This window comes from Sporanaerobium hydrogeniformans (assembly GCF_002735925.1).
Classification (GTDB): domain Bacteria; phylum Bacillota; class Clostridia; order Lachnospirales; family Cellulosilyticaceae; genus Sporanaerobium; species Sporanaerobium hydrogeniformans.
The window spans coordinates 46,369-59,691 of record NZ_PEDL01000019.1; the positions used below are offsets into that span (position 1 = coordinate 46,369).

Genomic DNA, 13,323 nt, shown 5'->3' on the forward strand with positions numbered 1-13,323 from the left:
TTATAACACCAGACTTATTTTGTGTTTTAAAATAAAGGACTACGAGGTAAGGAGGGACAAAATGGATATTAATTTATGCAGAGATGAAAAGGAATATTTACAACTTGTTCAAGATGAAATTAATAGTACGGTAGAGCAACTAGATGAATTAGCCAAGACTAAACAAAAAGAGATTTTTGAAGCGCATAAATATGTGGTTCAAAATCATACAGACATGGATGCCATGGAAATCTTCTCAAATAATAAAATAATTGCTAACGACATTGATAATTTAGAGAAGCGTACGGCAATCAAAAGTAGGTTAGAGCGTATGAGAGATAATACTTACTTTGGAAGAATAGATTTTTTATTTGAAGGTGACGCTAGCGAGGATGTAGAGGCCTATTATATTGGTCTAGGAGATTTTACTTCTGACAAGTTTAGGGAAACCTTGGTTTATGATTGGCGTGCCCCTATTAGTAGCATGTACTATGATTATGAAATAGGACCTGCGAGTTATCAGGCACCTATAGGAGACATGTGCGGAGAGATTACAAAGAAAAAACAGTATAAAGTAAAAAATGGGCAACTCGTGTACGTATTAGATAACGAGATCAGAATAGCCGATGAAATTTTACAAAAAGAGCTCAGTCATAATGCCGATAACCGAATGAAAAATATTGTGGCGACTATTCAAAAGGAGCAAAATGCTATTGTGCGTAATGACAAAGCACGTATTATGATTGTTCAAGGAATCGCAGGTTCCGGAAAAACCTCTATTGCGCTCCATCGCATTGCTTATTTAATTTATCAGAGTCGTCATGAACTTAATTCAAATAACATTTTAATCATTTCACCTAACCCTATCTTCTCAGACTATATTTCAAACGTCTTGCCAGAATTAGGGGAAGAAAACATCAGACAGTATAGCATACAAGAGCTTATAGCAGATGAATTAAAAGAGATTGTAAAGGTAGAATCTAAATTTGAACAAATAGAATTTTTATTAAGCAGAGAAATGGAAGGCTCTAATCGTAAGAGAAATATAGATTATAAACAGAGTGAAGAATTTTTCGGGCTATTACAACATTTTGTTGAAGAATTCCCGGAGCAACTCATGGCTTTTAAAGATATTTCTTTAGAGGAGATTTGTTTTAGCAAGGAAGAAATCAAACATCACTTTTGTAATAGATTCACCGGACGACCTCTTTTAAGTAGAGCAGAAGATATTGCTAACTATTTAGCAGAAAGTAAAGAAGGCTATCAAGGGTTAAAAATAACAAAGCTTATGAGGAAGCAAATAAAAGTTAAGCTTATGGGGATGTTTAAAGAAACAGAACTAGTAAGCATTTATGAGCGCTTTATAGGCTGGTGTAATGAGGTAAGGAATCTACCCTTTATTTTAGAAATGAATAAGGAATGTCTAGCATATGAGGATGTCTTTCCTATGATTTATCTTAAATATGCCTTAAGTGGGTATACAGGAGATCATAAGATTAAACATTTAGTTATTGATGAAATGCAGGATTATACAAGAGTTGAGTTTGAAATATTAAAGAGATTGTTTAATTGTAAGATGACTATTTTAGGAGATATTTATCAAGTATTAGAACCAAAGGAAACCAATGTATTAGATACATTAAAAGAGGTATTTGAGGAAGCAGAGCTGATTAGAATGAACCGAACTTATCGTTCTACTTTTGAAATTGCCACCTTTGGTAAAAAGATTATTAATCAAACAGAGATGATTCCTTTTGAGAGACATGGAGAAGCACCACAATTAAAGGGGAGTACCTTTTATAGCAAGATGCTAGAAGAGATGTTAGTAGATTTAAAGGAGCTAGACTTAAATCAATATACAACGGTTGCTATTATATGCAAGACCTTATCAGAAGCAAAAAAGGTTTATAATGACTTAAGTCCTTATATAGAAGTTACTTTATTAACTACTAGTAGTACTGTTTTCACTTCAGGAATTATTATTACTACCTCTTATTTAGCAAAAGGGTTAGAGTTTGATGTGGTTTTCATTCCAAGTGTGAATGAAAAAAATTACTATACACCAGTTGATAAGCAAGTACTTTACGTATCTTGTACAAGGGCATTGCATTTACTTCATATTTATTATGATCACATACTATCACCTATCTTAGAAAGCTGAAATAGATAAATTAAGTAAATAATAGAAAACACCTAGAACATAAAAGATTAAAAACTGCTATGTTCTAGGTGTTTTTATGAAATTTACAAGAATAGTTCTAGATACTGCCTAGTGACCATTTCACTAAGGTTTATTCTATTAGCCTGGAAAAATTACTCATACACTTTTATTTAATTAAACCTCGCTTAATATATTTTTTAATATAATCATCATAGTATCCCACTAAAAGCGTTAATGCATAATCAAAAATCAAGAAAGCAGGTTGTAAGAGCAAATAGATGAATACAAAACTAGAAGTTGAATGAAGCCCTAAAGAAGCTAAACGTGATAAAAGTGTAGCAAAAATAGTTTCTAAATCGATACCTAGTATTCCTTGGGCTAAAAAGAAAGTTATTAAAAAAGTCATATTAAAAACGACTAGCTTAAGTACAATTTCCACAAAAGATTTATTTATGCGTTCAATGAAGCCTTTTATAATGCCATACATTCCAAAGAAAAGAATATACAGCAAACTAATATGAGGAGATGCAAAAAGTAAGCTTCCCATACTAGAACAAATATACACCAGTATGGCAGTTTTAAGCCCTTTTTCCATGAGTGCAATAGGAGGAATAAAGGAAAGAAGAGCTAAAAGTGTTAAGGTATTAGTAGGTAGCAATCGTGTGAGATAGAGTAAGATAAGGCTTACAGCTGTTAAAATACCCCCAAAGGCAATAGAACTTGCTTTCATTAATCCTTCCTCCTTTGTTTTTTGTTTTTGCAGTTACAGTAATGCGTCACCTTAGTATACTGCTCCATCATACCAAGAGAAATAATGTTATAAAGAATGGCTTCATTCCTTTGAAGAGGGAGGCCTTTGAGATGTTCTTTTACTGAATAACCACAATTAAGTAAAGTAAAGCTAACACGTTCTTTAATTTTAGGGAAAAAATCCTCAAAGCTTAGATGCTCCTTATTATAGAGAAAATCTAAAGGATTAAATTTATTTTTCTCCATATCTTTTTTTAGATCATCGAGTGCATCAATAATATAAATCCACTTCCCTAAGCAGTATCCAAACTGAAAGAGATGCTCACGTGTATGAGGAAAATCCTCTACAATTTCAAAAGGATAATCTTTAAAAATATGAGCAACTATTAAGCTAAAAGGCTCTGCAATCTCATCTATAGAGGAGAAGTTTTTACTTTCTTCTAACTTATTAAGGGTATTTAGGTTTTCTTCAATGAGAGTATAAATCTCATTCATAGACGCCGGAAATTTATTTTTATAAGGTTTTAAGAAAGTAGCCAGCGTCTTACTCTTTAAACTGTGATCATCAAGTTCATCATCTAAAAGTTTAAAATAAACGAGTGCAACATTCATAGCTGCTGCATAGAAAAGAGCCTGATTATCAAGTAAAACAGGCTTCTTTTTAATGGGATTAGTCATACAAACCTTAGAAGTAGGAAGGGTTTCTAGAGGATTTAAGCTATCTAAAAGTAAGGCTAAAAAGGTCATATCATAATTTAAAATCATTCGAGGAAGATTCCCAAAGTGTTTTTTGATATGAAAACATAAACCGCAATAGTAGCTTTTAAATTCTTTGTATTCTCTTATTTTAAGTTCATCTTTTAATGGAGTGACATAACCAAACATAGTAAGCTCCTTTTAAATACAGCTGATTAAGTCACCGCCCATACATTCACAGCAGGTGTCTAGGCAAATCAGATCACAACAGTTAAATTCACAGCAACAGTCATCACAACAACAGCAACAATCACAGCTACTGCGTCTACGTCTTGGTCTGTGATAATAATCATCACTATAGCCATGGTAACGACTCATCAGAGCAGTTTTTGTTTCTATATAAAATGTTTCACTTGGAGCAAGGCTAATAGCTGTTTCTAAATGAGAAAGAGCAGAGTCAAACCAAGATTTTTTTAACGCAATAAGACTGTATAAATAATGCCAGTGGGCAGACTTCTCATGAAGTGTATTTAAAGTTGTTTCAGCAGTTACTAAGTCGTTATTTGAAATCAGTATTTGAATTTCTTCAAAGGTATGCAATGCGAATCACTCCTTATAATCAAGTATATATTATTAGTATAACAAAAGTAAGGAAAAATGATAGACTTTGTTTGTATGAAAAAACAGGATAAATAGTATGTAAAAGTCATACCTACTGCTAGGGCATCAATACTTGTGACAATAGCTAATACTGATATGGTTTTAAATGCTGGTAAAAATAACTCATAATATGTATATAAATAGGCAAGAGTGGAAAGTAAGTATATAATATAAAAATAAACAAAGGCTTAGTAGTGAGGTGAAGGCATGTATAAGATACTAATTGTTGAAGATGATAGAGTGATTGGTGAAGAAGTCACAAAACATTTGATGAAATGGGGATATGAGGTTCATCAAGTAAAAGATTTTACTCAAGTAACGGAAGAATTTTTGGTTATAGGGCCACATCTTGTACTTATGGATATTGGCTTACCTTTTTTTAATGGGTACTATTGGTGTACGGAAATAAGAAAAAAATCTAAAGTACCTATTATCTTTTTATCATCAGCAAGTGATAGTATGAATATTGTTATGGCGATGAATATGGGGGCAGATGATTTTATCACGAAACCTTTTGAGTTAGAAGTCCTTGCAGCTAAAGTACAAGCCATGCTTAGGAGAACCTATGACTTTATAGAAGAATGTACAGAACTAGAGCATAGAGGTGTGATTTTAAATTTAGCTGATGCAACACTTGTTTTAGGAAATGATAAAATAAAACTGACAAAAAATGAGTTTTTAATGCTTCAAATCTTATTTGAACATAAGGGAAAGGTTGTAGCTAGAGAGGAAATCATGAAGAAGCTCTGGGACACAGATTATTTTATCGATGATAATACTTTGACTGTTAATATGGGAAGAGTTCGTAAAAAATTAGAAGAGATGGGCTTAAGAGATTTTATTACAACTAAAAAAGGTTTGGGATATATTTTAGAGAATGAATAATGAAGAAGGAGTACTTAGATGAAGAAAAAGAGTTTAGGGGACTTAGCTATTTTATGGTTAAAGGATCATATAAAGAGTATAGTGCTTTATTTAGTATTAATGTTTCTTTATTGTATGGTGGCAGCATTATCTAGGATCCCTATGGAGCCTATTTTATATAGTACGTATGTCTTTAGTTTTGTAGGCATTATGGTTTGTTTATGGGATTATCAAAAATATATTAAGAAATACTATGCCTTATTAAACGTCTATGAAAATAGGACGATTTCATTAGAACAGCTTCCTTTACCCCAAAGCTTTATTGAAGGAACTTATCAAGAAATTTTAAAAGCACTTTATGCCAATCAACAAACAGCAAAAATGCAACTAGGTGAACAAAAAACAGAAATGACGAATTATTACACCTTGTGGGCACACCAAATTAAAACACCTATTGCAGCGATGAAGCTTTTACTAGAGCACAAGGAAGAACAAAATGGCTATATGCTAGAAACAGAACTTTTTAAAATAGAACAGTATGTAGAAATGGTACTTCAGTATTTAAGATTAGAAAGTATTTCTGCAGATTTAGTTTTAAAACCTTACGCACTTCAAGATATTGTAAGACAAGCTGTGAAGAAATATGCCATCAGTTTTATTGGAAAGAAGCTTACACTTCATTTACAACCTTTTGAGGCAATAGTACTAACAGATGAAAAGTGGATTAGCTTTGTAATCGAACAAATTTTATCAAATAGCTTAAAATATACACAGACAGGAAGTATTACTATTTCAATAGAAGAAACGGATAAAGAAATAAAATTGATGATTAAAGATACAGGGATTGGGATAAGTCCAGAAGATTTACCTAGAATTGGAGAAAGAGGGTTTACAGGCTATAATGGCAGAATGGATAAGAAATCTACAGGGATAGGCTTATACCTTTGCAAACAGGTCACCACTAGACTTTCGCATAGTTTAGAAGTAACTTCAACCGTTGGACAGGGGACAATAGTGACGTTAGGATTCCTTAAAAACAAAAAACTATAAAACTTACAAAAATGTCATGTTTGAAAAAGAAATGTAAGCCAAAGAAATGGCAAGGCATTTCTTTTTTTTCTATACTAAAAGAGAAATGAGCCTCATGTTTATCAACATACATGAGAATAGGGTTTTGATTTAAACAGTTTTTACTAAAAGAGTTTTATGGCAATAGGTAATAGGTGGGTAAAGGCTATAGTAGTAAAAATAATGAAATGAGAACTTAGGCAGTAGAACTAAAAAGATAATAAGTGTAGATAAGAGGGAGAGAAAATGATGGCGCTATTAGAGGTTAAAAATTTAAACAAAATATATACCACTAGGTTTGGAGGTACACAAGTTCAGGCTTTAGATAACATTAGTTTTTCAGTAGAAAAGGGAGAATATGTGGCCATTATGGGTGAGTCAGGTTCAGGAAAAACAACCTTGCTCAATCTCTTAGCGTCTTTAGATGTAGCTACTAAAGGTGAGATTTTATTAGAAGGAAAATCTTTTGCCACTATTAAGCCTAGTGCAAGGTGTGCTTTTCGTAGGGATCATTTAGGTTTTGTTTTTCAAGACTTTAATTTATTAGATACTTTTTCAATTAAAGATAATATTATATTGCCGCTGGTTTTACAGGGAGAAAAGTATGAAGTAATGCAAAAAAGATTAGAAATATTGGCTAGGCAGTTAAATATTGAAGAGATTTTACCTAAATTTCCTTACGAAGTTTCTGGTGGACAAAAACAAAGAGCAGCTGTAGCTAGGGCACTTATTACACAGCCTAAAATTGTTTTAGCAGATGAACCTACAGGGGCACTAGACTCTAAGGCTTCTAATCAGCTTCTAGAACTGTTTAATGAGATTAACAAAGAGGGACAAACGATTGTTATGGTAACTCATAGTACAAGAGCTGCAAGTCATGCTAGTCGTGTGCTTTTTATTAAAGATGGCAATTTATTTAATCAGATTTATAGAGGAGAAATGAACGATAAGGAAATGTATCGTCATATTGCAAATACCTTAACAGTTTTACAAGCAGGAGGCGGTGACAATGAATAAAGCAGTTCTTTTACCCAAGCTAAGCATTAACGGTATTAAACAAAATAGTACAGTTTATGTACCCTATATGCTGATTACTTCCTTTTCAGTTTTTGTTTTCTTTATCTTTAGTGCTATTTGTGATAATGAAATACTTTATGATTTACCTTATGCTGGGTATGTAATAATTCTTATGGAAGTTGGACGAGTGCTTCTGGGAATTATTTTAGCACCTATTCTTTTTTCTACCCATGAATTTCTAGTGAAACAAAGAAAGAATGAATTGGGGCTTTATAATGTATTAGGTTTAGATCAAAAATACATTAGTATGATTATGTGCTTAGAAAGCATATTCATTTATATAGCAACAACAGCTTTTGGCGTTTTGGTAGCGACTATTTTTTCTAAACTCATTTATTTGCTACTTTTAAATATCTCAGGGCTTCCAGTAGATACGGAGTTTGTAGGGAGCCTTAGAAGCTATGAGGCTACCATTATTTATTTTGGTGTGATTAGTCTAGTAAACCTAGGTGTAAGCTTATGGCAAATCTTTATTAGTAAACCCATTGAACTTCTTAAGAGTAGTAAGAAAGGAGAAAGAGAAGTAAAATTTCTGGGGTTTAAAGCAATTATAGGTTTCCTTATTTTGGCCTTAGGATATTATATAGCTCTTATTACAGAATTAGATAGTATGATATTTATTCACTTTTTCCTGGCAGTAATGTTAGTCATATGGGGAACACGATCTATTTTTAAGACAGGTACGATTGCTATTTTAAGATGGATGAAAAGTAGGCCTAGTATTTACTATAAAAAGAAGAATTTTGTTACTATATCAGGGATGCTTTATCGCATGAAAAGAAACGCACAGGGGCTAGCTAATATTTGTATTTTTAGCACCATGATTATTATTACTTTAATTTGCACCTTGACGGTATTAACAGGAGAAGACGGGGCGGTGCGCTTTAATTATCCTATGGACGCTGAGTACCGCTTTTCGGTCTCTGATTTTAATACACGAGAAAAACAAGAAAGCTTCAAGGGAAAAGTTGAAGAAATAGCTAAGTTAAAAGCTGTAAAGGTAACAGACTATAAAGAGTTTACGTTTCAAAAGATAAAAGCTTATAAAAAAGATAATGCGTTTCTTAATGTAGCGTCATATGAGGAAAATAGAGAAGATGTTTTTGATATCCGTTTTATGTCCTTAGCAGATTATAATCGCATAGAACATGAACAACAGACATTAGAAAAGAATGAGGTTCTCATTTTTAGTAAAGGTAAAGACTTTGTTCATGATGAAGTGATTTTAGAGGGTAAGAGTTTTAAAGTAAAGAAAGAGCTTAAAGTATTTACCATTGAAGCTAAAGAAGAAAGAAACATGGTAGATGAGACTTACTATATTATTTTAAAGGAACAGGAGACAATCGATGCTTTAGCTGCCAAGTTCAGTACATCATCTAGTACATTATCTCAAAAAGATGAATTATATAATATTCATTTTAATATAGAAGGAACGAAGGAAAATAAAGATTTACTCATTCAAGATATTAATACTTATATAGACACAACTTATGGTCATCGTTCTTCAGGTTATATAGAGCAGTGGAGACAAGAAACTAGGTCTATGAATGGTGGATTTATATTCTTAGGTATTTTCTTTGGTATTGTTTTTAGTGTGTGCCTTGTTCAAATGATGTATTATAAGCAAATTACAGAAGGCTTTGAGGATAAGAAAAGCTTTGAAATCTTACAGCAAGTGGGAATGAGTGATGAAGAAGTAAAAGCTACTATCAAAAGACAGATTTTGATTGTATTTTTCCTTCCTCTTATCTTTGCTATTATTCATATTATTTTTGGATTACAAGTAGTCAAAAACTTATTAGGTGTATTAAATTTATATAATGATATATTAATCTATACTTGTAGTGGTGTAGTAATCATTGTATTTACCATGCTTTATATTAGTAGTTATTTGTTTACAGCAAAGGCTTATTATAAGATTGTAAAGCGCATGAATTAAGTGTAGACATAATTTTTCAATGTTCGTAGTAGTAGAAAAGATAAATAAAGAGTAAGATGCGTCTACAATTCTAAGGAATTGATAGATGCATCTTTTTTGTTTTAATTGATAAGCCAGAAAAGAAGTTATCTCAATAGTATTTAAAAGGAGATTATAATTGTGTTTAAGATTAAAATAGGTGTTCAAACAGAAAATTATATTATAAAATAAATATAAAAAATATTTAGATGATAAGGAAAGAATAATGAATCTGTTGAGAATATGGAAACTAGCAGAACATAAGACTTTATTTGTGTTTCAAGTTTTGATGAATATAGGTCTAGCCTTTATAACGATTGCAGTAAGTGATTTTACAAGAAAAGCTGTAGACCAAGGGATAGGAGGAGGACAGATAAGTACTACTATTCTAAAATTCGTTTTACTGACATTAATAGGAACTGTCTTAAGCTATGGAAGTGTTATATGTCAGGGACGATTTTCTGTTTTATTAATAGAGCGCCTAAGAAATATGACAACGGCTAAGCTAGTTAATGCAGAATATGGATTTTATGAAAAGGAGACAACGGGGAGTATAAGTAATAGAATGCTTCGTGATATGACTTGTGTAGCAGATTATATGTCTGGAGGAATGCCAGAGTTTTTAACTAATATAATTATATTTGCTTGTTGCTTCATGTATTTATTAAAGGTTAATTTAGCTATGACCTTGGTAAGTGCTATTTGTATTCCTATGGCAGTTATACTTGCGAAGAAGGTTGCATCGCCCACTTATGATACCATAGAAAAATTTGAGACTAAGATAGATGAGGTAATTGAGATTGCTCAGGATACTATTCATAATGTAAGGGTTGAAAAGGTTTATGGTTTGCAGGACTTAAGAAAAGATTATTTTGATAAGAATATAGATGAAGCTACTGCTTATTATGTTAAATATGAAAAGCTTGTGGCTAAGGCAGGAGGGTACAAATATATTATTAAGGCCATGCCTATGCTTATTTGCATATTTATTGGTTTTTATAATAGCTATAGAGGAAATATTACAAGTGGGGAGCTTATTGCCTTCGTGCTTCTCTTACAAAATGTATCTAAACCATTATCTGAGCTTACTAGGTATGTGACAGAGTTTAAAGAGGCAATGGTTTCAGTGGATCGTATGATGCAAATTGTTGATGTTAAGGAAGAAGCCTTCGGTGAAGAAGAAGAAAAAGAAAAATCTTTAGTTTTTGAGCTAAAAGATATTTCATTTAGCTATGATGTAGCGGATGAGCAAGGAAACAAGGAAATTTTATCTCATATTAATATGCAAATCTCTCAGGGAAAGGCTATCGCCTTAGTAGGAGCAAGTGGTAGTGGGAAAAGTACTTTGTTTAAATTACTCATGGGATTTCATAAGCCAACAAAGGGGGAGGTTTGTTTGTATGGAAGATCGTTAAATGATTGGGATATAGAGAAAGCTAGACGCCAGATGGCATATGTTGCGCAAGATACCTATTTGTTTGAAGGGACGGTTGCTGAGAATATAGGTTATGGTAAAGAAGGAGCTACTTTAGAAGAAATTATTGAAGCAGCCAAGAAAGCATATGCCAATGAGTTTATTATGGCAATGCCACAAGGCTATCAAACAGTCATATCAGAGAGAGGAAGCAACTTGTCTGGGGGGCAAAGACAGAGGTTAGGAATAGCAAGAGCTTTATTAAAGGATGCTCCTATCTTTCTATTAGATGAAATGACATCTGCGCTAGATGTAGAATCAGAAAAATTAATTCAGAAGGCTATAGAGGAATATAGCAAGAGTAAAACAGTGATTTTAATTGCGCATCGCTTATCAACAATTAGACAAGCTGATGAGATATATGTTCTTGATCAGGGACAGGTTATTGAAAAAGGAAGTCATGAAGATCTTATAGCAAAGAGCGGTATGTACAGTAAACTCTATAGTAATCAACAAAATCAAATAAGCTATAAGGAGATGGCTACGAGTGAAGACACTTTATAAGGATTTTAAAAATACATTCGTCTTTTTGAAGGGACATTATCTTATTTACTTTAGTGGCATTATAGGTATGACACTTTTGCATGCAAGTAGTGCCTTGGTAGAATCGTACTTATTGAAGAGGCTTTTAGACATTGGAGATAATCATAGCCTATATATGATTTTTAAACTATTAGCATTAGTCATTGTATATATGATTATAGTTGTTATACTTTTACCTATTTTTACATTTATGTTCAATGGGCAAGCGAAATATGGCTTCGCTAATATATGTAAAGCCCTTTATTATAAATTTAGTAGGCTACCCGTTGATTACTATGAAAAAAATCATAGTGGACATGCACTTTCTCTTTTTGAAAATGATACGTGGGTAGTAGCTGGAATTTTTATGAGACATTTTAGGAGAACAATTGCCTCCTTTGCCACAATTATTGTTTATTTGATTCCAATGTTTGTGTTTGATTATAGAATTACAAGTGTTATTTTGATTTTAAATTTGCTTACACTTATAGTGAATACTAATATCTCTAAGAAACTTAAACTAACAACTAAAGAAGTACAAAATCAGCTTTCAAACATGACAGTTATAATAACAAATATCATTGGAGGCATTTCTATTATTAGAATGTATCAAAAGGGACAGCAGATGATAGAAAACTTTAAAAAAAGTAATGAGGAGGTATCTAGACATAATCTAAAGAATAATAGAATAGTTGCTTTTCTTTCAGCGTATAACTTTATGATCTCTATGTGTAATATTATGGTGTTTGTATTACTAGGAAGCCTGATGGTAAAGTGGGGATTAACGACCTATGGTAATATTATTGCAATCATGAGCTTGCAGACAGCACTAGATGCTAACTTTAGAGAGTTTGGTCAGTATTACCCTATGTTTTATAATAGTCTTGCAGGAACAGAGAGAGTTTATGAGTTTTTAGAGCTAGAAGAAGAGCCTAATCAAAGAAAGACAGAGATCATTGAGCAGCCTGGATACATAGAATTTAAAGATGTTACTTTTGGTTATACAGAAGATAAAGCAGTCATAAGAGACTTTAGTTTGACTATTCAGCAAGGTGAAACAATAGGCATTGTAGGTGAAAGTGGAAGTGGTAAAAGCTCCTTAGTTAAATTACTTATGGGATTTTATCAAACGAATAGAGGTGGGATTTCGATAGGTGGCAAAAGCATAGGTGAAATGACACTGGATGAACTACGAGGACTTATTGCCTATGTGCCACAAGAGTCTCAGCTCTTTAATACAAGTATCAAAGAGAATATCCGTTATGGCAATCCGGGGGCAACAGATGAGCAGATTATAGCGGCAGCTAAGGCAGCTAATGCCCATAGATTTATTAAGGAACAGGCAGACGGTTATGATACCATTGTTGGTGAAAGAGGAATGAGGCTATCGGGAGGGCAATGTCAAAGAATTGCGATTGCAAGAGCCATTCTAAAAGATGCTCCTATTCTTATATTAGATGAAGCTACATCGGCGTTAGATTCAGAATCTGAAAGGTTAATGAGAGAAGTAATGGCTAGTTATAGCAAGACAAGGACTACTCTTATGATTGCTCACCGTTTATCAAGTATAGAATATGCAGATCGTATTATAAAGATTGGATAGGTATTAATAGGCTTAAATAAGACTCTAAAAAGGATGAGAATTAATTTTTTCAGCTAAATTTAATTAAAACCTAAAAAAGTAGTTGACGTATGTAGTGTAATCGTGTACGATTATAAAAGTCGCAAGGAACGAAAGCGACATAATAAAAGATTACTTAGTAAGTAATCATCGTACTTTGAAAAACAAATACTACAACAATTATAGATTTGTAAGTTATAGCAATATAACTTGCGCCTAACGATAAATGTACACGCATTGTATAATGCAAAAATGTTTGTCAGGGTGTAAAATCTACAATTTAACCGATAGTGAAAGTCTTATTTTTGCCACTAGGCAAAGATTAGAGTTTCATAATACCCGAAAGGGTATAATTTATATTCTTTGTATTCAACGAAAGTTGATTAACAAGGCACATGACAAACCGTCAACGTAAGTTGAACGGATTAGGTCAAGCTACTAAGAGCGTAGAGTGGATGCCTTGGCACCGAGAGCCGATGAAGGACGTGATAAGC

Annotated in this window: 11 protein-coding genes; 7 read left to right on the forward strand and 4 right to left on the reverse strand. The window is 32.7% G+C overall.

The window, feature by feature from the left end:
- Positions 1 to 61 precede the first annotated feature (61 nt).
- Entirely contained in the window at positions 62 to 2,140 is a 2,079-nt protein-coding gene (locus CS063_RS14275) for a HelD family protein (RefSeq protein ID WP_099450373.1), read from the forward strand.
- Between the two features lie 166 nt (positions 2,141 to 2,306).
- Here the strand turns inward: CS063_RS14275 and CS063_RS14280 are convergent, their stop codons facing one another.
- The 4 genes from CS063_RS14280 to CS063_RS18235 are packed head-to-tail and all read right to left on the reverse strand — an operon-like array spanning position 2,307 to position 4,416.
- Positions 2,307 to 2,870, reverse strand: coding sequence for a hypothetical protein (locus CS063_RS14280; RefSeq protein WP_099450374.1), 564 nt, complete (start codon positions 2,868 to 2,870; stop codon positions 2,307 to 2,309).
- On the reverse strand, positions 2,870 to 3,775 hold the full coding sequence (locus tag CS063_RS14285; protein ID WP_099450375.1) for a DUF5685 family protein: 906 nt from the start codon (positions 3,773 to 3,775) through the stop codon (positions 2,870 to 2,872). The genes CS063_RS14280 and CS063_RS14285 overlap by 1 nt, the downstream gene beginning before the upstream one ends.
- A gap of 12 nt (positions 3,776 to 3,787) precedes the next feature.
- Positions 3,788 to 4,186, reverse strand: a complete 399-nt coding sequence (locus CS063_RS14290; protein WP_099450376.1) for a molecular chaperone DnaJ — start codon at positions 4,184 to 4,186, stop codon at positions 3,788 to 3,790.
- On the reverse strand, positions 4,156 to 4,416 hold the full coding sequence (locus tag CS063_RS18235; protein WP_143452474.1) for a manganese efflux pump: 261 nt from the start codon (positions 4,414 to 4,416) through the stop codon (positions 4,156 to 4,158). Before CS063_RS18235 ends, CS063_RS14290 begins: the two co-directional genes overlap by 31 nt.
- A gap of 37 nt (positions 4,417 to 4,453) precedes the next feature.
- On the opposite strand from CS063_RS18235, the gene CS063_RS14295 reads away from it, so the two are divergent.
- From CS063_RS14295 to CS063_RS14320, 6 genes are all read left to right on the forward strand, one after another.
- Positions 4,454 to 5,131 (forward strand): response regulator transcription factor, encoded by a 678-nt coding sequence (locus tag CS063_RS14295; protein WP_099450377.1) that lies wholly within the window; start codon positions 4,454 to 4,456, stop codon positions 5,129 to 5,131.
- Positions 5,132 to 5,149: 18 nt separating this feature from the next.
- Positions 5,150 to 6,160: a sensor histidine kinase gene (locus CS063_RS14300; RefSeq protein WP_099450378.1), complete on the forward strand. Its 1,011-nt coding sequence runs from the start codon at positions 5,150 to 5,152 to the stop codon at positions 6,158 to 6,160.
- Positions 6,161 to 6,427: 267 nt separating this feature from the next.
- Positions 6,428 to 7,195: an ABC transporter ATP-binding protein gene (locus CS063_RS14305; protein WP_099450384.1), complete on the forward strand. Its 768-nt coding sequence runs from the start codon at positions 6,428 to 6,430 to the stop codon at positions 7,193 to 7,195.
- On the forward strand, positions 7,188 to 9,194 hold the full coding sequence (locus CS063_RS14310) for an FtsX-like permease family protein (protein ID WP_099450379.1): 2,007 nt from the start codon (positions 7,188 to 7,190) through the stop codon (positions 9,192 to 9,194). Before CS063_RS14305 ends, CS063_RS14310 begins: the two co-directional genes overlap by 8 nt.
- A 244-nt stretch (positions 9,195 to 9,438) precedes the next feature.
- Positions 9,439 to 11,190 carry an ABC transporter ATP-binding protein gene (locus tag CS063_RS14315; protein ID WP_099450380.1) on the forward strand — a complete coding sequence of 584 codons (1,752 nt, stop codon included), beginning with the start codon at positions 9,439 to 9,441 and terminating at the stop codon, positions 11,188 to 11,190.
- A complete protein-coding gene (locus CS063_RS14320; protein WP_099450381.1) occupies positions 11,174 to 12,811 on the forward strand; it encodes an ABC transporter ATP-binding protein in 1,638 nt (545 codons plus the stop codon). Before CS063_RS14315 ends, CS063_RS14320 begins: the two co-directional genes overlap by 17 nt.
- Positions 12,812 to 13,323 lie beyond the last annotated feature (512 nt).

What these genes read in the sequence shown, in the direction of transcription:
- CS063_RS14285 (WP_099450375.1), bottom strand. Translation starts at nt 3,775, where the DNA reads ATGTTTGGTTATGTCACTCCATTAAAAGATGAACTTAAAATAAGAGAA.
- CS063_RS14315 (WP_099450380.1), top strand. Translation starts at nt 9,439, where the DNA reads ATGAATCTGTTGAGAATATGGAAACTAGCAGAACATAAGACTTTATTT.
- CS063_RS14305 (WP_099450384.1), top strand. Translation starts at nt 6,428, where the DNA reads ATGGCGCTATTAGAGGTTAAAAATTTAAACAAAATATATACCACTAGG.
- CS063_RS14300 (WP_099450378.1), top strand. Translation starts at nt 5,150, where the DNA reads ATGAAGAAAAAGAGTTTAGGGGACTTAGCTATTTTATGGTTAAAGGAT.
- CS063_RS14280 (WP_099450374.1), bottom strand. Translation starts at nt 2,870, where the DNA reads ATGAAAGCAAGTTCTATTGCCTTTGGGGGTATTTTAACAGCTGTAAGC.
- CS063_RS14275 (WP_099450373.1), top strand. Translation starts at nt 62, where the DNA reads ATGGATATTAATTTATGCAGAGATGAAAAGGAATATTTACAACTTGTT.
- CS063_RS14295 (WP_099450377.1), top strand. Translation starts at nt 4,454, where the DNA reads ATGTATAAGATACTAATTGTTGAAGATGATAGAGTGATTGGTGAAGAA.
- CS063_RS14310 (WP_099450379.1), top strand. Translation starts at nt 7,188, where the DNA reads ATGAATAAAGCAGTTCTTTTACCCAAGCTAAGCATTAACGGTATTAAA.